Source organism: Seongchinamella unica (genome assembly GCF_004354085.1).
GTDB classification, from domain to species: domain Bacteria; phylum Pseudomonadota; class Gammaproteobacteria; order Pseudomonadales; family Halieaceae; genus Halioglobus; species Halioglobus unicus.
On record NZ_SMSE01000002.1, the window covers coordinates 712,355 to 738,811 of the forward strand.

At 60.0% G+C, this 26,457-nt stretch carries 21 protein-coding genes; all 21 read right to left on the bottom strand.

Annotation, left to right across the window (positions count from 1 at the left end; genetic code table 11):
- Positions 1-71: 71 nt before the first annotated feature.
- The 21 genes from pstA to E2F43_RS10435 all read right to left on the bottom strand — a co-directional run bounded on the left by pstA (position 72) and on the right by E2F43_RS10435 (position 26,385).
- Positions 72-1,358, bottom strand: a complete 1,287-nt coding sequence (gene pstA / locus E2F43_RS10335; RefSeq protein WP_133212300.1) for a phosphate ABC transporter permease PstA — start codon at positions 1,356-1,358, stop codon at positions 72-74.
- The gene (gene pstC, locus E2F43_RS10340) at positions 1,351-2,739 is read right to left on the bottom strand and encodes a phosphate ABC transporter permease subunit PstC (protein ID WP_133212302.1); all 1,389 of its coding nucleotides are present in this window, start codon (positions 2,737-2,739) and stop codon (positions 1,351-1,353) included. The genes pstA and pstC overlap by 8 nt, the downstream gene beginning before the upstream one ends.
- Positions 2,740-2,822: 83 nt before the next feature.
- On the bottom strand, positions 2,823-3,965 hold the full coding sequence (locus E2F43_RS10345; RefSeq protein ID WP_133212304.1) for a substrate-binding domain-containing protein: 1,143 nt from the start codon (positions 3,963-3,965) through the stop codon (positions 2,823-2,825).
- Between the two features lie 231 nt (positions 3,966-4,196).
- The gene (gene phoU, locus E2F43_RS10350) at positions 4,197-4,916 is read right to left on the bottom strand and encodes a phosphate signaling complex protein PhoU (RefSeq protein WP_133212306.1); all 720 of its coding nucleotides are present in this window, start codon (positions 4,914-4,916) and stop codon (positions 4,197-4,199) included.
- A 17-nt stretch (positions 4,917-4,933) separates the two neighbouring features.
- Positions 4,934-6,202, bottom strand: coding sequence for a phosphate regulon sensor histidine kinase PhoR (phoR, locus tag E2F43_RS10355; RefSeq protein WP_133212308.1), 1,269 nt, complete (start codon positions 6,200-6,202; stop codon positions 4,934-4,936).
- A gap of 20 nt (positions 6,203-6,222) precedes the next feature.
- Positions 6,223-6,924, bottom strand: coding sequence for a phosphate regulon transcriptional regulator PhoB (phoB, locus tag E2F43_RS10360; RefSeq protein WP_133212310.1), 702 nt, complete (start codon positions 6,922-6,924; stop codon positions 6,223-6,225).
- Positions 6,925-7,066: 142 nt separating this feature from the next.
- A complete protein-coding gene (locus E2F43_RS10365; RefSeq protein WP_133212312.1) occupies positions 7,067-8,554 on the bottom strand; it encodes a S10 family serine carboxypeptidase-like protein in 1,488 nt (495 codons plus the stop codon).
- A 176-nt stretch (positions 8,555-8,730) separates the two neighbouring features.
- A complete protein-coding gene (locus tag E2F43_RS10370) occupies positions 8,731-9,783 on the bottom strand; it encodes a 2-oxoacid:ferredoxin oxidoreductase subunit beta (protein WP_133212314.1) in 1,053 nt (350 codons plus the stop codon).
- The gene (locus E2F43_RS10375) at positions 9,780-11,645 is read right to left on the bottom strand and encodes a 2-oxoacid:acceptor oxidoreductase subunit alpha (RefSeq protein WP_133212316.1); all 1,866 of its coding nucleotides are present in this window, start codon (positions 11,643-11,645) and stop codon (positions 9,780-9,782) included. Before E2F43_RS10375 ends, E2F43_RS10370 begins: the two co-directional genes overlap by 4 nt.
- A 2-nt stretch (positions 11,646-11,647) precedes the next feature.
- On the bottom strand, positions 11,648-13,429 hold the full coding sequence (locus E2F43_RS10380; protein WP_133212318.1) for an FAD-dependent oxidoreductase: 1,782 nt from the start codon (positions 13,427-13,429) through the stop codon (positions 11,648-11,650).
- A 186-nt stretch (positions 13,430-13,615) separates the two neighbouring features.
- Entirely contained in the window at positions 13,616-14,206 is a 591-nt protein-coding gene (locus E2F43_RS10385; protein ID WP_133213019.1) for a transglycosylase SLT domain-containing protein, read from the bottom strand.
- Between the two features lie 11 nt (positions 14,207-14,217).
- Positions 14,218-16,251 (bottom strand): NAD-dependent DNA ligase LigA, encoded by a 2,034-nt coding sequence (ligA, locus tag E2F43_RS10390; RefSeq protein ID WP_133212320.1) that lies wholly within the window; start codon positions 16,249-16,251, stop codon positions 14,218-14,220.
- Between the two features lie 14 nt (positions 16,252-16,265).
- Positions 16,266-17,153: a cell division protein ZipA gene (gene zipA, locus E2F43_RS10395; protein WP_133212322.1), complete on the bottom strand. Its 888-nt coding sequence runs from the start codon at positions 17,151-17,153 to the stop codon at positions 16,266-16,268.
- A gap of 12 nt (positions 17,154-17,165) precedes the next feature.
- Positions 17,166-20,663 (bottom strand): chromosome segregation protein SMC, encoded by a 3,498-nt coding sequence (gene smc, locus E2F43_RS10400; protein WP_133212324.1) that lies wholly within the window; start codon positions 20,661-20,663, stop codon positions 17,166-17,168.
- Between the two features lie 156 nt (positions 20,664-20,819).
- Complete coding sequence (gene ccmI, locus E2F43_RS10405) at positions 20,820-22,040, bottom strand: c-type cytochrome biogenesis protein CcmI (RefSeq protein WP_133212326.1); 1,221 nt, start codon at positions 22,038-22,040, stop codon at positions 20,820-20,822.
- Positions 22,037-22,498, bottom strand: coding sequence for a cytochrome c-type biogenesis protein (locus E2F43_RS10410; protein WP_133212328.1), 462 nt, complete (start codon positions 22,496-22,498; stop codon positions 22,037-22,039). Before E2F43_RS10410 ends, ccmI begins: the two co-directional genes overlap by 4 nt.
- A complete protein-coding gene (locus tag E2F43_RS10415; RefSeq protein WP_133212330.1) occupies positions 22,495-23,037 on the bottom strand; it encodes a DsbE family thiol:disulfide interchange protein in 543 nt (180 codons plus the stop codon). Before E2F43_RS10415 ends, E2F43_RS10410 begins: the two co-directional genes overlap by 4 nt.
- Positions 23,027-25,003, bottom strand: coding sequence for a heme lyase CcmF/NrfE family subunit (locus tag E2F43_RS10420; protein ID WP_133212332.1), 1,977 nt, complete (start codon positions 25,001-25,003; stop codon positions 23,027-23,029). The genes E2F43_RS10415 and E2F43_RS10420 overlap by 11 nt, the downstream gene beginning before the upstream one ends.
- On the bottom strand, positions 25,000-25,449 hold the full coding sequence (gene ccmE / locus E2F43_RS10425) for a cytochrome c maturation protein CcmE (RefSeq protein ID WP_133212334.1): 450 nt from the start codon (positions 25,447-25,449) through the stop codon (positions 25,000-25,002). Before ccmE ends, E2F43_RS10420 begins: the two co-directional genes overlap by 4 nt.
- Entirely contained in the window at positions 25,433-25,645 is a 213-nt protein-coding gene (gene ccmD / locus E2F43_RS10430; protein WP_133212336.1) for a heme exporter protein CcmD, read from the bottom strand. Before ccmD ends, ccmE begins: the two co-directional genes overlap by 17 nt.
- Positions 25,645-26,385 (bottom strand): heme ABC transporter permease, encoded by a 741-nt coding sequence (locus E2F43_RS10435; RefSeq protein ID WP_133212338.1) that lies wholly within the window; start codon positions 26,383-26,385, stop codon positions 25,645-25,647. The genes ccmD and E2F43_RS10435 overlap by 1 nt, the downstream gene beginning before the upstream one ends.
- Positions 26,386-26,457 lie beyond the last annotated feature (72 nt).

A 26,457-nucleotide genomic window follows, 5' to 3' on the forward strand; every position in this document is an offset into this window, starting at 1 on the left:
GCACTGCGCCGTAAGTCGTTGGTTCCAAAGCCGTCATTTTTTCAGAGCCTTCCATGTTAAAACCTGTATCACTATTTCACTTCAAAGCGCTTGCGCAGATAAATTGCCAGCGCGTTCATCAGAATAAGGAATCCCATCAACACCATAATCGCTGCCGACGTCTTTTCGGTGAAGCCCCGTTCCGGGCTATCGGCCCAGAGATAGATTTGCACCGGCAGCACCGTGGAGGGGTCGGTAACACTGCCGGGGACATCCATAATGAAGGCCACCATGCCAATCATCAACAGCGGTGCTGATTCGCCAAGGGCCTGGGCCATGCCGATGATGGAGCCGGTCAGGATACCGGGCATGGCCACCGGCAACACGTGGTGGAACACGGTTTGCAGTTTGGAGGCCCCAACCCCCAGGGCGGCCTGGCGAATGGAGGGCGAGACAGACTGGATGGCCGCCCGCGAAGTGATGATAATGGTCGGCAGCGTCATCAGCGACAACACGATACCACCGACCAGTGGCGCCGATCGCGGCAACTCGAAAAAGTTGATGAACACCGCCAGACCCAACAGCCCGAATACAATGGAGGGCACCGCCGCCAGGTTGTTGATGTTGATCTCGATCAGATCGGTGATTCGATTGCGCGGGGCGAACTCCTCGAGATAGACCGCGGCAAACACGCCGATCGGAAAGGCCAGCAGGAAAGTGACCAGCAGGGTAAAAAAGGATCCCTGCAGGGCAGCGCGAATCCCCGCCAGTTCCGGCTCCCGCGAATCACCGTACTGGAAAAACTGGGTATTGAATGACCCACGGGTACGACCGTCGTCCCGCAGCGTATCCAGCCAGTCCATCTGGATGTCCTTGAGCTTGCGCTCCGCTTCCGGAATATCGCGACTGACCTGTCCCTTCAGGTACGCTGCCGCTTCAGAGTGGGCCAACAGCCAGATATCCTTGCGCTCGCCGAGCAACGAGGAATCGTCAAGCACCCTATCGCGCAAGTCATACTCGGCACCGATACTGACCAGCCGATACAGCTGGCGCTTGTCACTGCGGCCGGTCACCTCCGGGAACATGTCCCTGAGAGAGGCTTTGATGACCCCGGAAAAATTCGCCTGCCTTATGTCCTCCTCTGAAGGGGACGCACCGAGGCCAAGCGAGTCGGCGTCAAAGTGGACCGTGATTTTCAGGTATTGCTGGGTAAATGCCGGCGAGCCCTTGCTGACAATATCGAACAGAAGAATGAACAGGAAAACAAACCCGGTCAGGACGGCAAGCTGGCCGTACAGTCGGAAGCGACGCTCGCGCGCATAGCGCTTCTTGAGCGAAGCCTCGATACGTTTCGTGTTCTTGAACGTGTCCTTATTCATACTGCTCCCGGTACTTGCGCACCACATACAGGGCGACAATATTCAACATCAGGGTGACAAAGAACAACACCAGGCCCAGGGCAAAGGCAGCCAGGGTCTTGGGACTGTCGAATTCCTGGTCTCCCACCAGCAGAGTAACGATTTGCACGGTTATCGTGGTAACCGCTTCCAGCGGGTTTATCGTCAGCTTGGCCGACAGCCCGGCTGCCATTACCACAATCATGGTTTCCCCAATCGCCCGCGACACCGCCAGCAGGATACCGCCAACAATGCCCGGCAGCGCCGCGGGCAACAGCACCTTGCGAATGGTTTCACTCATCGTGGCGCCCATGCCCAGGGATGCCTCGCGCATGGTGTCTGGGACCGCGCTGATAATGTCATCGGAAAGTGACATGACGAAGGGAATGATCATGATACCCATGACCAGCCCCGCTGCCAGTGCACTCTCGGAGGCCACCGACAAGCCGATGCTCTCGCCCAGGTTGCGCAGGAAAGGGGCGACGGTCAGTGCCGCAAAAAAGCCGTAAACCACGGTGGGCACGCCAGCAAGAATCTCCAGCACCGGCTTGGTCACCGCCCTGAACCTGCGGCTGGCGTATTCAGACAGGTAAATTGCCGACATCAGGCCGACCGGGACCGCGATCACCATGGCCACAAAGGAAATCAGCAGCGTGCCCGCCAATAGAGGTACAAAGCCGAAGGATCCGGAGGCGCCGACCTGGTCGGCGCGGATCGCCATCTGCGGGCTCCACTGCAAACCGAACAGGAAATCGCTGATGTCGATCACCTGGAAGAAACGAATGGCCTCGAACAGCACCGACAGCACAATGCCCAGCGTGGTCAATACCGCGATGAATGAGCAGATGAAAAGAATTGACGTGAAAATGGTTTCAACGTGATTGCGGGCGCGAAAATCGGGCCGGATACGCAATACCGCGAGCAGGCCACCCAGCACCGCCACCGCACTGACCAGCAGCATCTTCAACTGCTTGCTGGCTGTGGCCAGTTCACTGTAATAGCGTGCGCCCTGGACCTGCGCTTCGCTAACCTGGCTGGCGTCGACATTGCCCAGGGCGTAGGCGACCAGCTGGTTGTAGTACAGCCCCTGTTCGCTCGGGGGCATCGCCTGTATCTCCGCGGGCAGAGTCACTACCACCAGGCGCTGCAGCACCGTTGATTCCAGCACCAGCCAGGCCACAAACAGGGCCAGGGCGGGCAGGCCTGCCCACAGGGCGGCCATATAGCCGTAGTGTTTGGGCAGTGAATTCAGCGTGGTGAGACCACCTCCCGCCATGCCCACCAGGCGAGAGCGATGGCGGGCGACGAAAAAGCTGACAGCGCAGAGGGCCAGCAAGGTCAGGAACACAGTTGATGTCTGCATTATGGACTCTTCAACAAAGCGTGCGCCGCACAGGGCGACGCAGCGGTTACCGTTTGAAAGTCGTTATCGGGACCGGGAATAGCTCACATCTCCAGACGTTTCAGCGACGCAACATCGGCCTGTATCTGCGCCAGTTCCTCGTCACTCAGGGGAATCAGCCCCTTCTCAGGGAGGTATCCGTCCTCGCCCATGGCCCGGTTGGAGGCGAACTCCGCGGCGTATTCCTGGATACCCGGAATGCGTCCAACGTGGGCGATCTTCACGTAAAAGTAGAGTGGCCGGGACACCGGATAGTCGCCATCGGCGATGGTGTCGAAGTCCGGTTCCACACCGTCGATGAGTGAACCCTGTACCTTATCGCCATTCTCGTCAAGAAAACTGTAACCGAAGATGCCGAGTGCCTTGGGATTGGCTTCCAGTTTTTGCACAATTAAATTGTCGTTTTCACCCGCCTCTATGTAGGCGCCGTCCTCGCGTACCGAGTAGGCGACAGTCTTGAAGATGTCCTTGCCGGAAGGGGCCTTACCCTTGCTTTCGGCGTAGGCTTTATAGACGCCGACAGGCAGGCCCAGGGCAGCAATGGCCGACTTGATCTCCTCGGCCTGATCACTGCCCAGCCCGCGCAGCGCCTTCAGCGCCGGAATCTGCAGCGCACCGCCGCCAAGTGCCAGTTCGGCAAAAGCATCGCGGGTACCGGAGGTTGGCGGTGGCCCCAGGACCTCGATGTCGATTGCGGGCAGTCCGGGATTGATCTCTTGCCACGTTTTGTAGGGATTGGGAATCAGCTTGCCATCGGGACCGGGCACATCTTTGGCCAGTGCCAGGTAAATATCCTTCAGGCTGAGCGCCATTTGCGGTGCCTGGCGCGAGTTGGCGACGGCGATACCGTCGTAGCCCACCAGCACTTCTAGAATGTCAGTGACACCGTTGTTCTGACAGTCATCGTACTCACTTTTCTTGATGCGGCGGGAGGCATTGGTGATGTCGGGGGTATTGGCACCGACGCCCTTGCAGAACAGTTTCAGGCCGCCCCCGGATCCGGTGGATTCAATCTTGGGGGCTTTGAAACTGGTGGACCGGCCGAAGCGCTCGGCGACCACGGTTGCAAACGGGTACACGGTGGAGGAACCGACGATGCTCACGTTGTCACGCCCCTGGGCCTGAACGTTGGCGACGCTGCTCAATCCCACTGCCAGTGCAAATGCACCGAGTAATTGCTTTTTCACGTAAAACACACCCTGAGAGAATAGTTTCGGCAAATGTTTGCCCCTGGAAATGACCGCCAGTCTATTGCGGAAATGTTACGGGAATATGACAGCTATAACTCTTTGATTTTAATGAATATAAAGTTTTTTGAAGAAACAATATGGGGGATTCCACGGCGATTGTCGGTGGCCCCGATGCTGCGTTGGCAGACAGTGCGCAGTGACTGCGTACGCCTCGACCCGGCTATTGCCCTACTCCCCGGCCTGTTCGATAAATGCCTCGATCGAATCCTGGTGGCGCACATCGAGGCCACGGACCAGGTAGACCACGTGCTCGGCAATGTTGGAGGCATGGTCGCCGATCCGCTCAAGGCTGCGCAGGGCCCACATTTCGTTGAGGATTGCGCCGATATTACGCTGGTCTTCCATCATAAAGGTGACCAGGGAACGCATGGCGCTGCCGTACTCCTTGTCAACGTCGTCATCCTCCTTGATCACTTCGACGGCCAGGTTCATATCCAGGCGGGCAAATGCATCGAGGGACTTACGCAGCATCGTCGCCACGTGGGCGCCGATATGCCGAATTTCGATGTAGTTGCTGGGGGACACGTTCTCCTCAGCCAGGCGAATGCCCTGGCGGGCAATCTTCGCCGCCTCATCGCCAATTCGCTCGATGTCGGTATTGACCTTGATCGCGGTCACGACCAGCCGCAGATCACTGGCGGCAGGCTGGCGGCGGGCCAGTATCGTGGCGCACTCGTCATCGATACGCATCTCCATCTGGTTGACCTCGTGATCGCGGTTAATAATTGTCTCCGCCTCACCGGTGTCCCGGGCAACCAGAGCCGCGACAGCCTCGTTCAGTTGCTTCTCCACCTTGCCGCCCATTTCGAGCAGGTGGTTCTTGATTCCCTCCAACTCGTTATTAAAGTTGGCGGAGATGTGCTGCCTGTAGTCGTCCTGCTTCAACATGGTGTTTTCCTGTTAGTTCAGCCCTGTTCGGGAAAGATGAGGGAGAAGGTACTGCCCTCACCCAGACGGCTATCAATCTTCAACTGCGCCCCATGGCCCGCGGCGACGTGCTTGACGATTGCCAGGCCCAGCCCGGTACCGCCTGTCGTAGATGAGCGACTGTCGTCCACCCGGTAGAACCGCTCCGTCAATCGCGAAAAGTGGGAGGCATCGATGCCGATGCCCCGATCACGGATATCCAGCCGGTAATCCTCTCCCTGTTTGCGCCAGGATGCAAATACCTCGCTGCCGTCGGGACTGTATTTGTACGCGTTCAGCACCAGATTGGAGACCGCGCTGTACAGTTCCCGGTAGTCGCCCTTTACCCTGTCCTGACATTGCACGGACAGCTTCAGCGGATTGTCCGGGTAGAGATTGCCAATTTCCTGCTGTAATTCCCCCAGTAGCCTTCCCATGTCCACCCACTCGCTCTTTTCCTTGCGCTCCGCCGTTTCAATCCGTGACAACCAGAGCAGGTCCTTTAGCAGCAACTCCATCCGGTTGGCCTGCCCCGACATCTGCTGCAGCGCCTTGACATAAGGCACCGGCAGCAAATGAGTATCAGCGAGTATGGTGTCCAGGTAACCGCTGATGACGGTCAGCGGTGTCCGCAATTCGTGGGAGACATTGCCGACAAAGTCCCGGCGCATCTGTTCGGTGCGCACCCTGTCGCTGACATCACGAATAAACAGCAGGGTATCCCCCTCGGCAAAACTGGTCACGACCAGTTGCAGGAAGGACCGGGTGGAACCACTGGATTCAAATACCAGCGGCTCTGCGTATTCCGCCACATCGAGGTAATTGATGAAGTCAGGCTCCCGCACCAGGTTGGTGATGGCCTGGCCGACATCGTCCGGGTAGCGCAGCCCGAGCAGGCGCTGTGCAGCCTCGTTACACCAGCGAATGGCGCCGTTGGTCTCCACTATCACCACGCCGTCTCGCATGGCGGCAAAAGACTCCAGCAGGTAATCGATGGTGGATTGCAGGCGTTCCTGGGCGGTACTGGCCTGCCGCTGCTGCTTGTAAATACGGGCGACGATATCGCCCCAGAGGCCGTGCAGGTCGGGGGTTGGCCTGGAAGTATCGCGCAGCCACTGCTCCAGCCGCCAGATCTGGCGAGACCAGAACAGCAGCACAGCGCCCATGGCCAGGCTTATTCCCACCAGCCAATCACCGAAATACCAGCCGAGAGTGGCACCTGCGGCGGCGACGAGCAGAACCCGGGATAGCGCCGTAAACCATTCCATAGCTACCCCGGGGTACCCCGCTACAAACCGCGGGAAGAAAAGCGGTAACCAGTACCGCGCACAGTCTGGATCAGGCCGGAGTAATCGGCTTCCCCGGTTTGCAGGGCCTTGCGCAGACGACGGATATGGACGTCGACGGTACGCTCCTCGACGTAGACGTTGGCACCCCAGACCTGGTCCAACAACTGCCCGCGGGTGTAGGCCCGTTCGGGGTGGGACATGAAAAATTGCAGCAGGTTGAACTCGGTGGGGCCCATGTCGATGGCGTTATCGCCGACAAATATTCTCCGACTCTCGCCGTCCAGCACCAGCCCGTTGACTTCCATCCTGCCCTGGTCCTGACCACTGCCGCTGCGGCGCAGCAGCGCGCGGATACGGGCTATCAGTTCCCGGGGCGCGAAAGGCTTGGTGAGGTAATCATCAGCACCTACATCCAGTCCCTGGATGACGTTGTCTTCGGTTGTCTTGGCAGTCAGCATGATCACCGGCACTTCCTCGGTGTTCTCATCCCGTTTCAGGCGGCGCAGCAACTCCAGACCGCTGCCGCCAGGCAACATCCAGTCCAGCAGGATGATATCGGGGCGTTCATCGACAATCAGCGTGTAGGCATCCTGGATACTCTCTGCCTCGATACAGCGATACTCGGCGATTTCCAGCGCCATGCGCAGCATATCGCGGATGGCAAATTCATCATCGACAATCAGTACGGTGCGTTCAGACATGACTGTTGTGCTTCCTCATTCTGGCGAATGCAGGTATTAGATGATGAAATTGTGACAATTTTATTAAAATATGGGGTTTGACCTGTAAATACAAGGAATTAAGCGGCGTTATGACTCTTAGGAGAGCCCCCAAGGCGGGTCATCAGAAAGACTGGATCAGTGCCTTTACGTCCTCGCAGAACAACCTGCGTTGTTCGTGCCAGGAATAGAACATGTGGCCGCCCTCATAAAGCTTTTGTGTGACACGCGCCCTGGCCTCGGGTTTCAGGCGGCTCTGGTGCAGCAAGCGTTTGCTGGCAAAGTAGGGTGTCACGGTATCGTAGCGGCCGTGAACGACCAGCACCTTCATCGCCGTATTGGTGGTCACTCCGGCGCGGAAATCGTCCATCGATTCCGCCAGCTGGAACAGGTCGAACTCCTTTTCATCATTTTTCCAGGCTTTATGCGCTTCCTGGTTAAGCACTTCATATTCCAGCTCGGTAGCAACACCCAACTCACTGCGCTGCCACTGGTAGATGGCCGCGGCATACAGGTTCATGGAATTGAACAAAGCTTCAGTGATAGCGGCTTCATTATTGGTACGATTGGGAAATGCGTCGCCGGAGGTCAGGCTACCATCGTAAAGGTCCGTAATCCGGTGGTCGTGCTTCTTTAACTCACGGGCAAAATCGCCGAATGTGATGCGACCTTCCGATTCGATGACAAAGCGGGCTTCAAGCCCGATCATGTCTGCCACGCGGGTGAAAATGCTGTGGCGTTCGTCGTCGTCCATCATCGTTCCCGCGACCAGTGCCAGGGCATAATCGGAAATGGCGAATTGTTCGGCCGCTGCGACAACATCTGACATCGGCGTGTCGGCATCCACATGTCGGCACAGGGCGTGCTTGTGGGCTATCCCCACATACACCGGTAACTGGTTTACCCATTGGCTGGTGCTGTAGTCTGAATCGGAGGCGTCGCGAAACTGCCAGATTGGCGAGACGATAATCAGCCCGTTGACGACCAGTTGAAACTCCCTGGAAAAGAGTTTGGCGAGCCTCGCGGCGCGATATCCACCGTAGCTTTCACCGGCAAAAAACAGGGGGCTTTGCCAGCGATTATGACAGGTGAGGAACTTGCGCATGAACTCTGCAATGCTGGCAAGATCCTTCTTGACCGCCCAGTAGGGATTGTCCTTTTTCCCGGCGGTGTTGTCACTGCCGTCGGCTTTTTCGGTTCGAAGCCGACTGTAGCCGGTGCCGATGGCATCGATAAAGACCAGATCGGTAAAGCCCAGCCAGTGAGACGGGTTGTCGACGAGTCCTTTGGCACCGGAAATCTCGTGACCTGCCTCATCAAAGGCAATGATGCGGGGCCCGGCACAACCGAACTGCAAAAACACCGAGCTGCCGCCCGGGCCGCCATTGATACAGAAGGTGATCGGTCGCTGTACCCCGTCCTCCTTGACCAGATAAGCGGTATAGAACATATCCGCAGCGGGTTTGTCATCAATGTGCAGCGGCATCCAGTCGGCGATCACTTCGGTGACCAGTTCTCCGGATGCGCTGCTGAAGGTAAACGTCTTTTTGCCGCCCTGGTTGGCCGGATTGGCCGCGGCATTTTCTGTGGGTTTATCGTTATTTTCGCTCACAAGCAGCTTTCCCCTGCGAAAGTTGTTAGCAGTTTATTAAGCGTACGTTATCCGCCTCATTCATGCTGGAACAGTGTAGCCCGCTTTGGGACCAAGGGCATCAGCGCCACTGATGAATGTTATCAGTAAGTACGGGGGTACTCTCCCGGATAGGTTTCCGGGAGAGCCGGGAACACCTAGCGAAGGCTGTCGTTGATGTTCTTCAACATCTGGTTACCGGGACAAAGATCGTCTTCCGTCAGTGTGTTGAGGGGCCGACGGGTGGTTTCCATAACGTCGTGCAGGTCCCTGGAATCCTTGTTCAGGTAGATCAGTCCGGTGAGGATATCCCCCGCCGTCCGATGCTTTTCCATATTGATCAGTGCCGAAGTACGGTCGAACGGGTCCAGGTCCTCATCCATTTTATACAGGTGGATGCTGGAGCCGTCGTGCAGGGTCACTTCGTGGCTGGACCCTGGCTCGTAAGCCGTGGTGATCTCTTTCTGCATGGGCACAAAGTCGACAGTGCCGGTTGCCTCGGCGTGCTCGCGAACAAACTCGTAGCTCTTGGTGGAGCCGGGATTGTTGTTGAAGGTCACACAGGGGGACACCACATCGATGAGGGCAAAGCCCCGGTGAGAGATGGCGGCCTTGATCAGCGGTACCAGTTGCTCCTTGTCACCGGAGAAACTGCGGGCGACGAAGGTAGCCCCCATCTGCAGGGCGGTGGCGCACAGATCGATGGCGCTGTACATGTTGGCATCGCCCTTCTTGCTCACTGACCCCTCGTCGGCGGTGGCCGAGTCCTGTCCCTTGGTTAGCCCGTAACAGCCATTATTCATGACAATATAAACCATGTTCAGGTTACGGCGGGCGACGTGGGCAAACTGTCCCATGCCGATGGAAGCGGTGTCGCCGTCACCGGACACCCCGAGATAGATCAGGTCGCGGTTGGCCATGGCGGCCCCGGTCACCACCGACGGCATACGGCCGTGGACAGAATTGAACCCGTGGGACTTGCCGAGGAAATACGTGGGCGCCTTGGACGAGCAGCCAATCCCGGAAAGCTTGGCGATCTTGTGGGGCTCGATGGAAAGTTCGTGACAGGCGCGCACAATGGAGCCGGAAATGGAGTCGTGGCCACAGCCGGCGCAAAGGGTGGAAATGGAGCCCTCGTAGTCCGCCTTGGTGTAACCCAGGGCGTTTACCGGCAGCTGGGGATGGCGAAATTTCGGTATCTGGTAACTCATGCTGACTCTCCCGCCGAGCTGGTTATCTTGGTGAGGTGCAGAGGCTTGGGAGCCCCCTCCTCCAGGTACTGCTTGATCTGCTTGCGGATATTGCGGGCACTGATCGGGGTGCCGTCAAAGCACAGCACCGACTTCAGCTTGTCCGGACCGAACTCGAATTCCGCCATCAGCAGGGTACGCAACTGGGCGTCTCGATTCTGTTCGATGACAAAGACCTGCTGGTGATCCTCGATAAACTGTTTCACATCATCGTTGAAGGGGAAAGCGCGGACCCGCATGGCGTCCATATGCACCCCATCCCTGCCGGCGAGTTCATCCAGGGCTTCCCGCGAGGCCTCTTCACTGGTACCGAAGTAAAGCACCGCGTCGTCGGTTTTCTGTTTCGCGCTAATCACCTCGGGCTCCGGAACATACTGCTTGATGGTGTCCCACTTGCGCATCAGGCGGAGCATGTTCTTTTCGTACTCTTCGCCCTTCTCGGTATAGACCGCCTGCTCATCCCGCGATGTACCGCGGGTGAAAAAGCTGCCCCGTTCCGGGTGGGTACCCGGGTAGGTTCTGTAGGTAATGGCGTCGCCGTCGACGTCGAGATAGCGGCCAAATTCCACCCCTGCCTCCAGCTGCTCGGCGGTCATCACCTTGCCCCGGTCGTAGCGACGCCCTTCATCCCAGGCCAGTGGTTCCGACATATTGTCGTTCATGCCCAGGTCCAGGTCGGTCATCAGGATAATCGGGGTCTGCAGTCGCTCCGCCAGGTCAAACGACAGCGCGCCGAAATCGAAGCACTCCTTTGGCGTCGAGGGAAACAACAGCACCTGCTTGGTGTCACCGTGGGAGGCGTAAGCAGTGGACAGGATGTCCGACTGCTGGGTGCGGGTGGGCATGCCGGTGGACGGGCCGGCGCGCTGGACGTCAAACAGCACGGTGGGTATCTCGGCAAAATAGGCCAGGCCGAGGAACTCGCTCATCAGGGAAATGCCGGGGCCGCTGGTCGCGGTAAAAGCCCTGGCGCCATTCCAGCTGGCGCCAATCACCATGCCGATTGCCGACAATTCATCCTCGGCCTGGACGATAGCGTAATTTTTACGCCCGGTGCCTGGATCGATGCGGACCCGGCGCGCGTATTTTTCGAAGGCATCAACCACCGAGGTCGAGGGAGTGATCGGGTACCATGCGGCCACCGTGGCGCCGCCATAGATCGCACCCAGGCCCAGCGCGGTGTTGCCATCCAGCAGTATCTTGTCGCCGACCGCGTCAGCCTGCCTGACCTGGATGCCGATGGGGCACTCAATATTGGAGCTGGCCCACTGGTGGCCCAGCTCCAGTGCGTGGATGTTGGGCAGGATCAGCTTTTCCTTGCCCTTGAACTGGTCTGCCACCAGGTCGGTAAGCACCTTGAAATCCATGTCCAGCAATGCCGCCAGCGCACCCACGTAGATGACGTTCTTGAATAGCTGGCGCTGGCGCGGATCCTTGTACTCTTCGTTACAGATACGGGTCAGCGGAATCCCGATGATATTGACGTCGTCGCGGATCAGTCGCAGGTCCAGGGGTTTGGTGTTGTCGTAGATGAAATATCCGCCGGGCTCCACCTCCTGGATGTCCTGGGCCATGCTCTGGGGGTTGACCGACAGGGCAATATCGATGCCGCCACGGCGCCCGAGGTAGCCCTTCTCACTGACCCGCACTTCGTACCAGGTCGGTAGCCCCTGGATATTGGAAGGAAAGATATTCTTGGGACTGACCGGCAGCCCCATACGGAACAGGGCCTTGGCAAACATGTTATTGGCGCTGGCCGAACCGGTGCCATTGACGTTGGCAAACTTGATGACGAAGTCGTTGACGGACTTGATCTGTTTCATGGTTACTGGCCCGCCTTGGTAACGTTGTAGAGGAATTTCTGCATATCCCAGGCCGAGGTCGGGCAGCGCTCGGCACACAGGCCGCAGTGCAGGCAGACGTTTTCATCCTTGACCATCACCCGTGCAGTGGGCAGGTCGTGGGAGACGTAAAGGTCCTGGGCGAGGTTACTCGCCGGGGCTGACAGGCTTACCCGCAGTTGCTCCTCCTCGGCATTGGGAGTGAAGGTGATACAGTCGGTGGGGCAGATATCGACGCAGGCATCACACTCGATACAACGGGCCTCCTCAAACACGGTTTGCACGTCGCAATTTAGGCACCGCTCTGCCTCCTTGAACGCGGTGGTCGGGTCGAAGCCCAGTTCCACCTCCATCTTGCGATCGGCGAGGGATTTATCCAGCGGAGCGAGAGGGACGATATAGCGCGGGTCGGCTTCCACCGCGTTGTCGTAACTCCATTCATGGACCCCCATCTTCTGGCTTGCCAGGGTGACCCCGGGGGCGGGTCGCTCACTGACGGCCTCCCCGCGGCAGTAAAGGTCGATACTGATGGCTGCCTGGTGGCCGTGAGCTACTGCAGTGATGACATTTTCGGGACCGAAAGCGGCGTCGCCACCAAAAAACACTTTCTCGTTGGTCGACTGGAAGGTCGTCGGGTCCACGACCGGCATGTCCCACTTGTCGAACTCTATGCCCAGGTCGCGTTCAACCCAGGGGAATGCGTTCTCCTGGCCAATTGCCATCAACACGACGTCTGCTTCCATGAACACCAGGGGCTCGCCGGTGGGCACCAGGGAACGCTTGCCGTCCTCGTCGTACCGGGCTTCCACCTTTTCGAAATGCATGCCCTTGAGCTCACCCTCCTCAACCACAAACTCCTTGGGCACATGGTTGTTGTAAATGGGGATGCCCTCGTGCATGGCATCCTCTTTTTCCCAGGGTGATGCTTTCATGTCCTCGAAGGGGCTGCGCACCACGACTCTTACATCGTCTCCGCCGAGTCGCTTGGAGGTGCGGCAGCAATCCATGGCGGTATTGCCGCCACCGAGTACCAGCACTTTTTCCTCAATCTTGTGAGTGTGCTCGAAAGCGACGCTGGCCAGCCAGTCGATACCCAGGTGAACCTTGTCGGCGGCGTCTTCTAGGCCGGGCAGGTTCAGGCCCTTACCCCGCGGGGCACCGGTGCCCACAAACACCGCGTCATAGCCCTTGTCGAGAATCTCCTGCAGGCTCTCCACCTCAATATCGAAGGTGGTGTTAATGCCCATATCCAGTATGTAGTTCACCTCCTCGTCGAGTACCTCGATGGGCAGGCGGAAGGACGGGATCTGGCTGCGCATCATGCCGCCACCGGCAAACTGGTTGTCGTAAATGTCGATGATGTATCCCAGCGGGGCCAGGTCGCGGGCTACCGTCAACGAGGCGGGGCCAGCGCCGATCAGTGCAATGCGTTTGCCGTTCTTCTGTTTTGGAATGACCGGCAACTGGTCGCGGATATCGCTCTTGTTGTCCGCCGCGACCCGTTTGAGCCGGCAGATCGCCACCGGTTCCTCGTCGTCACCCTGCAGCCTGCCCCGGCGACAGGCAGGCTCACAGGGGCGATCACAGGTTCGTCCCAGAATCCCGGGGAACACATTGGAGTGCCAGTTGATCATGTAGGCTTCCGTGTAGCGTTCCGCGGCGATCAGGCGGATATATTCCGGGACTGGTGTATGCGCGGGACAGGCGTACTGGCAGTCCACAACCTTGTGGAAGTACTCGGGGTCTTTGATATCGGTCGGTTTCACATCAGGACTCGTTATTTGTTTTCGGGGTGCTGCCCACCAGCTTGAGAGCAAACAGCAGAATTGTGGCACAAGTATCCAGGCAATGCATTACGGCCACGGTACAGAAATCGTTACTTTTCCAACACTTATACGGAGTTATTGAGGCAGGCTGGCGGTCAAACGCGAACAGGGTCACGAGCGGAGAAATCACCAGCCGAAGAACCAGCCACCTCTTTCCAGGTTGTCTTCGCAGCCGTTTAACTGTTGCTGGTACCTGTTGGCTCGCCGTTCAACCTTGCGGGCAACGTCAGTCAGCCATTGCTTGGACTTGTAGGTGCCGCGGTTATAGCCACCATGGCCTTCGTGATAGGCGAGATACAGGCGGTAGGTATCGCTCTTTGCGATGCCACTGCGGCGATTGGACTGATGGTTATACCAGCCGATAAAGTCGACGGCATCGCCAAAGTCATCCCGGTCTGCGCCGTAGTTGCCGGCGCTGCGCTTGTACTCCTTCCAGGTCGACTTCTTGGCCTGGCTGTAGCCATAGGCATCGGAGGGCCGCGGCCCGGGGATAAAGCCCAGAATCTTTTTACGCGGCGGCCTGGCCTTGGCCAGGTAACGTGATTCCTGGTGCATGATCGCCATCATCACCGGAATGGGGCTGCCCCACGCCTTGCGGACATCCTCGGCATCTCCATACCAACCGCGCTTCTCCTCGAAAATAGCGCAGAGGTTGTCGACATTCGATGGCGGCGATGTGGTGCAACCGGCAATGCTCAGCACCAGCAGCAACAGCATCAGTCGCCTGGTCACCCCCGGACCCCGTGGCTCTCCAGCAGCGCCACGAACGCCGCTTCGTCGATGACTTCGATAGCCAGTTCCCTGGCCTTATCAAGTTTTGATCCCGCCCCGGGACCAGCGACCACGCAGTGGGTTTTGGCGGAAACGCTGCCGGCCACCCGGGCTCCCAGCGCCTGCAACGCGGCCTTGGCCTCATTGCGACCCATGACTTCCAGCTTTCCGGTGACTACCCAGGTCTGCCCCGCCAGAGGCAGCTCTCCCGCCTCGGTAACCTCGATATCCGGCCAGGAGACTCCCTGGTCACGCAGCGACTGGGCGACGGACATCCCCGCCTCGGAATCAAAGAACTGCCGCAGGTGATCCGCCACCACCGGCCCCACGTCATCGACCTGGAGCAGTTGCGCCTCGCTGGCTGCCACCAGCTTTTCCCAGCTACCGAAATGCCGGGCGAGATTGAGTGCAGTCGCCTCCCCGACCTCGCGGATACCCAGCGCGAAAATAAATCGCGGCAGAGTAGTCTTCTTGCTCTTCTCGATAGCGGCCAGAAGCTTGTTGACGGATTTCTCACCCATTCGCTCCAGACCCAGCAGTTGCTCTTTCTCCAACCGGTAGAGCCCGGCCACATTTTCGACCAGGCCCTGGTCTACCAGTTGCGCTACCAGTTTGTCACCCAGGCCGTCGATATCCATGGCCCGGCGCGATACGAAGTGCTTGATCGCCGCCTTTTGCTGTGCAGCGCAGACCAGGCCGCCCATGCAGCGGATCACGGCCTCGTCGGCTGCACGTTCAGTGACAGAGCCGCACACCGGGCACTCAGTGGGAAAAATGACCGGTACGGCATCCGCCGGTCGCCTGTCCTTTACGACAGAGACGACCTGGGGAATGACATCACCGGCCCTGCGCACTATTACTGTGTCGCCAATCATGACCCCCAGGCGCGCGATTTCGTCGCTGTTATGCAAGGTGGCATTGCTGACGGTGACGCCGCCGACAAAAACCGGTTCCAGCCGCGCCACCGGGGTAATTGCCCCGGTGCGTCCCACCTGGAATTCGACGCCGAGCAATCGGGTCATTTCTTCCTGTGCCGGGAACTTGCGGGCGATCGCCCAGCGGGGAGCCCGGGAGACAAAGCCGAGTTTCCGTTGCAGGTCCAGGCGGTTGACCTTGTAAACAATGCCGTCGATGTCGTAGGGCAGCGCATCGCGACGGCCAGCGAGGTAATTGTAGTATTCCTCGCAGGCCTCGATACCCTTGACCACCCTGGATTCGCTGTTGATCCGCAGGCCCCAGCGGTGCAGGCAATCCAGTACTGCGGAGTGTTCACCGGGCAACTGGCCGCCTTCCACCAACCCCACGCTGTAACAGCACATCTCCAGCCGGCGCCGGGCAGTGATCCGGGCATCGAGTTGACGCAAACTGCCCGCGGCGGCGTTGCGGGGATTGACAAAAGGCTTACTACCCTCCTCCCGCGCTTGCTGGTTGACCAATTCAAAGCCGGCACGAGGCATATAGATCTCGCCCCGAACCTCGAGCACCTGCGGGTAGTCCTCACCGCGCAAGTGCAGGGGAATGGAGGGGATGGTGCGCACATTGTGGGTGATATCCTCGCCGGTGGTGCCATCGCCGCGGGTGGCCCCCCGCTCGAGCGCGCCGTCCCGATACAACAGGCTTACGGCGATGCCGTCCAGCTTGGGTTCACAGCAGTATTCAATGGGGGTTTCGGCATCCTTGAGCCGGTCGCGAAGGCGCCGGTCAAAACTCACCAGTTCAGCGGCATCGAAGGCGTTGTCCAGGGACAGCATGGGCACTTCGTGCGCCACCTGCCGGAACTGGTCCAGCGGCTGTGCGCCGACCCGCTGAGTGGGTGAATCGGTGGTGACCAGCTCCGGGCACTGTGACTCGATTTCCTGCAGCCGACGCAGGCAACGGTCATACTCCGCGTCGGGGACGCTGGGGTCGTCCAGCACGTAGTAGCGATAGTTCCATTCTCGCAGTTGCTCGCGCAGCTGCAGGACTTCGGCCTGGAGAGCAGGATCGGTCATCGCTGTAGTAGGACTTAGCGGGATTTCGCCAACATGCGCCGCTCGAGATCGCGGATCTGCTGGCGGCTGTGTTCCAGTGTCTGCTTGGTCAGCACACTGCGGGACTCATCGAGCACGTCGCCTCCGAGGTTGCGAGCGACCGCCTGGGCAGTCTCCAGCATGTAGTCGAAAGCTTTCATCATGTCCTCGGGTCCCGGCAGGGTCAGGAAAAACACCAGCCCCGGCGTATTGAAATCAGCCATGTTGTCAATATCGAACACGCCGGGCTGCATCATATTGGCCACGCTGAACTGGATCGCCCCTTTGCCCGCCTCGAACTCGTGGCGGTGGAAAAAGTTCATGTCACCGAAACGCAGATCACAGGCCAGCAGGATATGCAGGATATCCTCGCCCTTGAATCCCCGGGCGTCCCGGGCCACGACATTGAGCATGAACACCTCCGGGTCGACGTCTCGAGGCAGGCGTCCCGGCGGCGATGGCTCGGACTCGGGCTCAACTTGCCGCTCGGCACCCATACCGTCCAGCCAGTCCAGGTTCTCCGGGTCATGTCCCTCGGCAGACATTCCGGCTGTTACGGTTTCCGGCTCCGCCGGGTCATCGTCGGCATTCGCAGCCGGTGGCTCGGGCTTCGCTTCCGGCACCGGGGCGGGTCGCTCCTTGTGTCCGGCCGCTCGCAGCAAGTCGCCGCGTTCCACGGTGCGTGCCCCCCCATTGGGCAATTCCTTGAGCCAGTGGAGATCCTCGTCGCCCTCCACCACGCCGCGGTGCCCCGGATCGGCCAGTTTGACCTTGACCCGGGAGTATTTTTCACTGCGCACTCGCCGCCAGGCGTCCAGCAACACTGCCGTAATCAGCAGTACACCGATAATGACCATCCAGTCGCGTATGGTTAACTCTGCCATTGCCAGGACCTATCAGCTCGCCGCCAGTTCTGCCGCTTCTTCGACGTCTACGGTCACCAGGCGTGACACCCCCGGTTCATGCATGGTTACACCCATCAATTGCTCCGCCTGTTCCATGGTGATCTTGTTGTGGGTAATGAAAATAAACTGCACCTTCTCTGACATCTCCTTCACCATCCGTGCATAACGACTGGTATTGGCATCGTCCAGCGGCGCATCCACCTCGTCCAGCATACAGAACGGCGCCGGGTTGAGGTGGAAGATGGAGAACACCAGGGCAATCGCCGTCAGTGCTTTTTCGCCACCGGATAACAGGTGGATGGTACTGTTTTTCTTGCCGGGAGGTCGAGCCATGATGGCGATGCCGGTGTCGAGCAGGTCGTCGCCGGTCATTTCCAGGTAGGCACTGCCGCCGCCGAATACCTTCGGGAACAACTCCTGGAGGCCGTTGTTCACTTTATCGAAGGTCTCCTGGAAGCGGTTGCGGGTCTCCTTGTCAATCTTGCGAATGGCACTTTCCAGCGTGCTCAGCGCAGTTTCCAGGTCCTCATTCTGGGCGTCCAGGTAATTCTTCCGCTCCGACTGCAGGTTGTACTCGTCAATCGCCGCCAGGTTGATCGGCCCCAGCCGGCTGATGCGGTTGGCGAGCTTCTCCAGCTCCCGCTGCCACTCGTGTTCGGAGGCTTCCTCGGGCATGGTGCGCAGCACTTCCTCCAGATCCTGCTCCCCTTCCTGGAGCTGGCGCTGGACGTTTTCGCGCTGCACCTGCAGGGTCTGGTTGCGGATTCGCTGCTGTTCCAGTTCGCTGCGCACGGCTTCGGCCCGGTGCTCAATACCGGCTCGCTGCTGCTCGCACTCACGCAGCTTGTGCTCAACCTCGGCGACCGCCTGCCGGGCTTCGCTCAATTCGCTCTCGGCAACCAGCCGCAGCTCCAGCTGCTGTTCCAGTTCCTGCTGCAGTTGATCAAGTGGGTTGTCATTGTCAGCCATGCTGCGCTGGAGATTGTCCTTGCGCTCGCGCATTTGCGCGACCTGGCGGTTGGTGCGATCGATCGACTCACGCATGGAAGCCAGCTGGGTCTGCAGCGACTGGTACCGCATGGCCGCCTGGTGCGAGGCGTCCTTGTCGTGGCGGGCTTTCTGGCGGCAGCTGTCAAGAGTGCCGCGGGTTTCGTCGCGCACTGACAGCAGGTCCTCTCGGCGCTGGGAGTCCGACTCCATGCTCTCGATGGCTTCGGACAATAACTGCCTGGCCTCGGCGATGGATTCCTGCTCCTGGCGGAACTGTTCCTGTGCCTCGCTGATGTCACTGCCGATCCGTTCCCGGCGAGCGGTGATCTGTTCGACCTTGGCCTGCAGTGCGGACAACTGGGCACTGGCATCGGCGTGCTGTCGGGTAGCCGCCTGCAGTTCGCGCTGGGAGACCTGGCGCTGTTCTTCCAGCTGCCCCAGTTTCTCCTGGGCCGCAGCCAGCTCCTGCTCGAGCTGTTCCTCGTGGGCAGCGCTGGCGTCCACCGCCTGCTCCAGCTGCTCCAACTCCTGCTGGCGCTTGATAACCCCGCCCTGTTGGTCCGCAAGGCGAGTCACTCGCAACCAGTTACGACCCAGCCATACCCCCTCGCGGGTGATGATGGACTCCCCCTCCGCCAGGGAGCTGCGACGGGCCATGGCCTGGCCGAGGTCATCGGCAACCCGGACACCGCTCAATAGTCCCCCGGCGGCGCCCTGGCTGCGCACCTTCGCGGCCAGGTATTCTGCCGAGACCTGCGTTTCGACACCGGCTTCAACCAGCGCCAGCTGACCCTGCTCGAGACTGCCCAGCAGGTCGCCCAGCGGCCCCAGATCATCCACACAAACGGCCTGCAGGTAGTCTCCCAACACGGTTTCCACGGCCAGCTGCCAGCCGTCGTCAACCTGCAGTTGCTCCAGCAGCCGCGGCTTGTCGGCGATCTGCCGGGCCTGCAACCAGTCACCCACCTCGGCGCTGCCATCTTCCATGGCGGCCTGTTGCAGCGCTTCCAGGGAGGCCTGGCGCCCCCGCAGTTGTTGCAGGCTGGAGCGTACGTCGTTCAGTTGAGCAGACAGCTGGTTGCTGCGCTCGCGCGTGGCCGACACCTGGTCCACCAGTGATTCTGCACTGGACTCGTGTTCAGCCATGACCATTTCAATCTCGGCCAGCTGCTCCCCGAGGGATTCCATTTCCCCGTCGTCGGGTCCGGGCGCGAGGGCGGCTTTTTCCTCCTCCAACTGACGGACGCGGCCCTGGATACGCTGCAGGACCTGCTCCAGGTGCTGGAGTCGGGACTGCTGGACCTCCGCCTGCTGGCGCGGCTGGGCGGCGTGATGGTTGAATTCGTCCCACTGGTTCTGCCAGTTGTGCATGGCCTCTTCGGCCTGCACCAGGGCCTCGGCGGAGGCTTCTTCCACGGCCTGCAACATTTCCAGCTCCGGGGCCAGGGTCTCGACTTCCTGCTCCCAGCTGACCAGCTTGTCACGGTCTTCACCCAGGTGACTCTCGGCCTGTTCCAGCGACTCCAGGGTTTGCGCCAGGTCCTCGGACAGTTGCCTGCTGCGCTCCTGCTGGTGTTTGATAGTCTGCTCGATCCGGGCCACTTCCGAACCCAGGGAGTAATAGGTAGCCTGCACCTTGTTGAAGCTGTCGGTGCGGTCGGTGTGCTCCACCCGGTGCTGCTCTATCGCGGTATCCACCTGCTGGTGTTCCGCATGCACTGCCTCCAGCTTCACTTCCAACTCGCCGATAGCCTGAGTGACAGACCTGACCTGCTCGTCCAGTTCGCGCCACTGCAGCGCCTGCAACTGGCCTTTAAAACGGCGCTCTTCCTCCTTGAACCCGCTGTATTTTTCCGCCGCCTGGGCCTGACGCTGCAGGTGCTGCAGTTGCCGGTCGAGTTCTTCGCGCAGGTCGGTGAGTCGCTCGAGGTTTTCCAGGGTCCGGCGCATCCGGCTCTCGGTTTCCTTACGCCGCTCCTTGTACTTGGAAATACCCGCCGCTTCCTCGATAAAAATGCGCAATTCCTCGGGCTTGGATTCGATCAACCGGGAGATCATGCCCTGCTCGATGATGGCATAGCTGCGGGGGCCGAGACCGGTCCCGAGGAAAATATCGGTGATATCCCGGCGCCGGCATTTGGTGCCGTTGAGGAAATACTCGGATTGGCCTTCGCGCGACACCTGGCGCTTGATGGAAATTTCCGCGTAACTGGCGTACTCACCGCCAACTCCGCCGTCGTGGTTGTCAAAGACCAGCTCGATGGCGGCCTGGCCCACTGGCTGGCGATTGACCGAGCCGTTGAAGATCACGTCGGTCATGGACTCGCCGCGCAGGTTTTTGGCTGAACTTTCGCCCATGACCCAGCGCACGGCGTCGATAACATTGGATTTTCCGCAGCCGTTGGGGCCGACTACAGCGCACATATTACTGGGGAAGTTGACTGTCGTCGGGTCGACGAAAGACTTGAACCCCGCCAGCTTGATTGACTTTAGTCTCATTGAACTTTAATTGACCGCCCTATCTTGCTGTTTTTTATAGGAATAACCGGATTTTAACCTGAAATCACCCCAACCCGGAAACACAAGATATAGTGTATAGACTTTGATCGGGCAACACTACGGCCTGAACCAAAAAAGCGGGAAATTTAGCCTTCGCTAGCTCTCGGCGGTGGGACTGAGGACAATTTCTACCGGCTCAACTGACTCGCCCGGAACCAGCGGTCCCGCCTCACCGAGCCAGCTGCTGTTGGCTGCCCCCGGCTGGCCGCTCGGGGAGACCTGTACGATCACGACCACCGCAGGCGTCTCGGAGAGCTTTTGGCCCGCCATGGACTGACTGTCGTCCAGTCGCAGGGTGACCGGCAGATCGGCGCCGCGCAGACGCTGCACGGCTATCGGCATCCGGCTGCCGCTGTCGGCATTGCGGGCCAGTACAAAAACCGTATCACCCGGTGCCACGGTACCCCCTTCAGGCAGCGATACCGATACGGTAACACCGGCGCCGGTGGCCGCCGGTTCTGCAGCAGGGGCGCTCACCGCCGACGCTGTCGCAGCCCCCTCCCCCAGCTTTTCCCGGGCGGTGGCGATGATCCCGGAAATCATCTGCCGGGTCTCCGAGCCCGGCGGTTCCATCGCCACCAGGCGCTGCCAGTACTCGATCGCTGCCCGGTACTGGCCCTGCTCATAGGAGGCCATTCCCAGCAAGCCCAGGGCCGTGCGCTGGTGCGGATCAATGGCCAGGGCCTGTTCTGCCCGCATCCTGGCGCTGTCATCCAGTTGCCGGCCTGCCGCCAGATAGCGGGCCTGGGCGGCGTAGGCCAGGGCCGCGGCATCTTCCGGGGCGACACTGGTCAATTCGTCATAGGCATCCGCAGCCCGGGAATAGTCCTGCAGGCCCATGTAATAGCGACCCAGCATGGCCACATAGTGCAGGTTATCCGGGCGCTGCCGCGCGCGCTCTTCGATGGCCAGCATCAGCGCCTGCATCTCGTCGGGTGTGCTGTCGTCGTTCAGGGACTGCAGCTGGCGGGCGATCATGACATCCGGGGCTGCACCGAGGCGATAGTAAAGCACGACGGCGAACAGGGCGATGACCGGCAGCAGGATCCAGGCCGGAAACCCGCTGCGGCTGACGGTGGTCGGGGCGTCGGTCGCTGCCGGACTACCCTGTTCATCTTCCAGCAGGCGCAGGCGGGCGTCTTCGGCCAGTGCTTCATCACCCTCTCGGTCAAGCTCCAGCTGTCGCTGGCGATACCACGCCAGGTTGGCTTCTGCGAGGTCCTGCTCGCTGACGCCATCGTGACGCGACAGTGGTTTCAGGTAAAACAGGGCACTGAACAGCAGCAGGGCGATACAGGCGATGATGAGTAGGGTCACTGGTCTTGGTCTGCCTTTTCCATGAGCGCCCGCAGGCGCCGTTGCTCATCTTCGCTCAGGTCAGCTGCCTCGGTCGGTTTCCCGCGGCCGCGCAGGGTCATCACCACAATGACAAGACCGACTGCCAGCAGAAGCAGCGGCGCCAGCCAGAGCATGGCAGTCGCGCCGGAGAATCGAGGCCGGTAGCGGACAAATTCGCCATAGCGGTCCACCATGTACTGACGAATTTCATCGTCTGTGGCGCCCGCTTCCAACTGCTCATACAACAGCCGCCGGAGGTCCTGGGAAATGGGTGCGTTTGAATCGGCAATGTTCTGGTTCTGGCACTTGGGGCAACGCAGCTCTTCACTGAGTGCCTGGTAGCGCCTCTCGAGTGCCGGATCGCTGAACTGGTAAGTTTCGATCACTGCCAGTGCGGGCATCGCCAGCAGTAACAGGAGGGGCAGTAGGCGACTCATTGGCTTTCCTTTTCCTGCTGTAGTTGCTGGTAAAGCGGTTGCAGGATGGTACCCCAGACTCGCTGGTCGACCACGCCCACGTGGCGATAACGCACCAGACCATCGGCATCGACCAGGTAGGTTTCCGGAGCGCCGTAAACCCCCAGGTCCAGCCCGAGCGTGCCTTCGCGGTCGGCGATGCTGGCGATGTAGGGGTCGCCCAGTTCCCGCAACCAGCCGAGTGCTGCGGTGTCCTCGTCCTTGTAGTTGATGCCGTAAATGGCCACGCCCTGCCCTGCCAGTTGGGTGAGGTACGGGTGTTCTACCCGGCAGGATACGCACCAGGTCGCCCACACATTGAACAGCGCGACCTCACCGGTTACCGCTTCCTTGTCCAGTAGCTCGTCACGACCCAGGGCGGGAAGCGTGAACACCGGGAAGGGTTTGTCTATCAGTGCCGAGGGCAGCTCTTTCGGGTCCAGCGACAGGCCGCGCATGAGAAACAGCGCCAGCACGACGAACAGGATCAACGGCAGGAACAGCTTCAGCCTAGCGGGCATACTGGGCCCCTTTTGCCGGTACGGCAGCACGGCGTGGCTGGCTGCGATAGCGCTTGTCCATCACCGTAATAAACCCGCCCAGCCCCATAAATATCGCCCCCAGCCACATCCAGCGCACCATGGGCTTGTAGTGCAGGCGTACCGCCCAGGCACCCTGCTCGCCAATGGGCTCGCCCATGGCAATATACAGGTCGCGAAACAGGCCGGGGTCGATAGCGGCTTCGGTCATCACCGAACCACCGGCCAGGTAGCGGCGTTTCTGCGGGGCCAGCTTGGCGATGTTGCGACCCTCACGATAGACCTCGAAACGCGCCTCATCGGCGACAAAGTTGGGGCCGCGAACCGGGGCAACTTCGACAAAGCGGAATTCGTAGCCCGCCAGTGTTTCGCTCTCCCCGGGGCTCATTTTCAGGTCGTGCTCGATGCTGTACTGACTGGTCGCCACGACGCCCACCACACAGGCGGCAAAGCCGAGGTGCCCCAGCACCATGCCCCAGTAACTGGGCGTCAACCGCTTCAGGCTGCCGCCTGCGCCGCTGCGGCCGCTGACCCGGAACCAGAAATCCCGGGCCATACCGAACACCACCCAGGCCGCCAGCAGGACAGCCAGGGCGACCCAGAGATTGTACTGTTCCCCGAACAGGGGCAGTGTGACTGCACAGGCCAGGGCCGCGATGCCGGGCACCAGCAGTTCGGCCTTCCAGCGCTGGCCACTGTCGCGCTTCCAGCGCGAAATGGGGGCGATACCCATAAAGGGCGCCATCAGCGCCATCAGGGGCACAAAGACCGCGTTGAAATACGGGGGACCCACCGAGTACTTGCCCTGCCCGAGGGCATCCATGATCAAGGGGAACAGCGTGCCGAACAACACCGTGAGCGTCGCTACCAGGAACACCACATTGTTGAGCAGCAGTAATGACTCCCGCGACAGCCAGGAAAAGCTGACCCGGCTGCTCACTGCCGGCGCCCGCAACGCGTAGAGGGTGAGCGACCCGCCGACCACGATCGCCAGGAAGACCAGAATGAACAGTCCCCTCGCCGGGTCAGTGGCGAAGGCGTGGACTGAGGTCAGCACGCCGGAACGGACCATGAAGGTGCCCAGCAGGCTGAGGGAGAATGCAAAGATCGCCAGCAGTACTGTCCAACTCTTGAATAGCCCCCGTTTTTCGGTCACCGCCAGTGAATGCAGCAGCGCGGTGCCGGCGAGCCAGGGCATGAAAGAGGCATTTTCCACCGGATCCCAGAACCACCAGCCGCCCCAGCCCAGTTCATAGTAGGCCCACCAGCTGCCCAGCATGATTCCCAGGGTAAGGAATGCCCAGGCCACGTTGGTCCAGGGCCGCGACCAGCGAGCCCAGGAGGCGTCCAGCCTGCCCCCGAGCAGGGCGGCGATGGCAAAAGCGAAGGCCACTGAAAAGCCGACATAGCCCATGTAAAGAAGCGGCGGGTGAATAATGAGCCCCGGGTCCTGGAGCAGGGGATTGAGATCGTTGCCGTCCGCCGGGACGCTGGGCAGCAGGCGGGCGAAAGGATTGGATGTCAGCAGCGAGAAGGAGAGGAAACCGACCGCTATCGCCCCCATGACCGACAACACCCGGGACAACACCAACAGCGGCAACTGGGAACTGAACAGGGCGACTGCGGCCGTCCACAGACACAGGATCAGCCCCCACAGCAGCAGTGAGCCCTCGTGGTTGCCCCAGACTGCGGAAAATTTGTAGATGGGAGGCAACAGGGAATTGCTGTTACTGGCCACCACGGTGACCGAGAAATCGTCCTGCAGGAAAGCGATGCACAGGCACACAAAGCTGATAAACACCATGGCCAGCATGCCCATGGCCAGCCCCGGTGCCAGCGACATGGCCGATACATTGCGTTGCCAGGCGCCCCACGCCGGCACAACCGTCAATACCAGGGCCAGCGCCAGACCGAGGATCAGGGCAAAGTGCCCGATCTCGGGGATCACTGTTTTACACCTTTATGGTCGTAGCCCGATTTCTCCAGGGCATCGGCCACTTCCGGCGGCATATAATTCTCGTCGTGCTTGGCCAGGACTTCCGTGGCCTGGAGCACACCGTCCTCGCTCAGTTCGCCCGAGGCCACCGCTCCCTGCCCTTCATCGAACAGATCCGGCAGAATGCCTTCGTAAATTACCGGCACCGTGGCCTCAAAATCGGTGATCTCGAAGCGAACCGCGAGGCTGTCGCTGGAGCGCTGGACACTGCCGTCGACAACCATGCCACCCACCCGGATGGGCTGCCCCACAGGCGCTTTGCCGGCAGCCACTTCCGCGGGCGGGAAGAACAGGTTGATGTTGCCCCGCAGGGCGTAGGTCACCAGGCCAATGGCGGCGCTGGAGAAAACCACAATGAACAGAACCAGATAGAGCCGCTGCTTACGAACCGGATGCATTTGAATCCCCTTTGTTGTTTGGAGCACCCGCAGCCCTGCGAAGTTCCCCCTGCAACTGCTGTATGAAGCGTGTTTTTCTGCCTACCGGAGCCCACAGGATGAGCAGGATCACTGCGACAGTGATGATATAGGCGGCCCACACATAGGGCCCGTGGCCGTCCATATATAGCACAGCCTGCAGGCTGTCAAAGTACATCAGGCGGACTCCTCTACCAGCTTGCGCACCCACTTGGTGCGGCGTTCTCGCTGAAGAATCTCAGCCCGCATATTCATCAACAGGGCGCAGGTAAACAGCAGGTAAAAGGCGGTGATCATCAGCAGCAGCGGGTAGAGCATGCTCGGGTCGATGCTGGATTCGCCGGTAAACTTGATCGACGCCGGCTGGTGCAGGCTGTACCACCAGTCTACCGACTTATAAATAATGGGGATATTAACCGTACCCACCAGGCTGAGCACGGCACAGGCCTTGCCCGCAGCCTCCTTGTTATCATAGGCCTCGTAAAGCGCCACGACACCCAGGTAGAGGAACAGCAGAATCAGCATGGAGGTGATACGGGCGTCCCACACCCACCAGGTGCCCCAGGTGGGTTTGCCCCAGATAGCCCCGGTGACGAGGGCGACAAAAGTCAGCGCGGCACCGATCGGCGCGCAGGATTTCATGGCGATATCGGCCATTTTCATCTTCCAGATCAGGCTGACTGCCCCGGCTATGGCCATCACGTAATAACCGGCAAGGGCCACAACGGCGGCCGGCACATGAATATAAATGATGCGGTAGCTATTACCCTGGCGGAAATCCGGTGCGGTGAACAGGACACCCCACACCATGCCGGCCACCAGCGCCAGCAGCGTCACTGGTAGCAGGTAGCGGAGAATGGTTCCGGCGATCCCGTACAGCCAGGGAGGAGAACCGAGTTTATGAAAGAAGGACCACATAGCGGCGGCAATTATACAGGCGCAAGGGTGGCGAACAAGAAGTTGTCCCACTCTCGCCTGACACAAATCAAT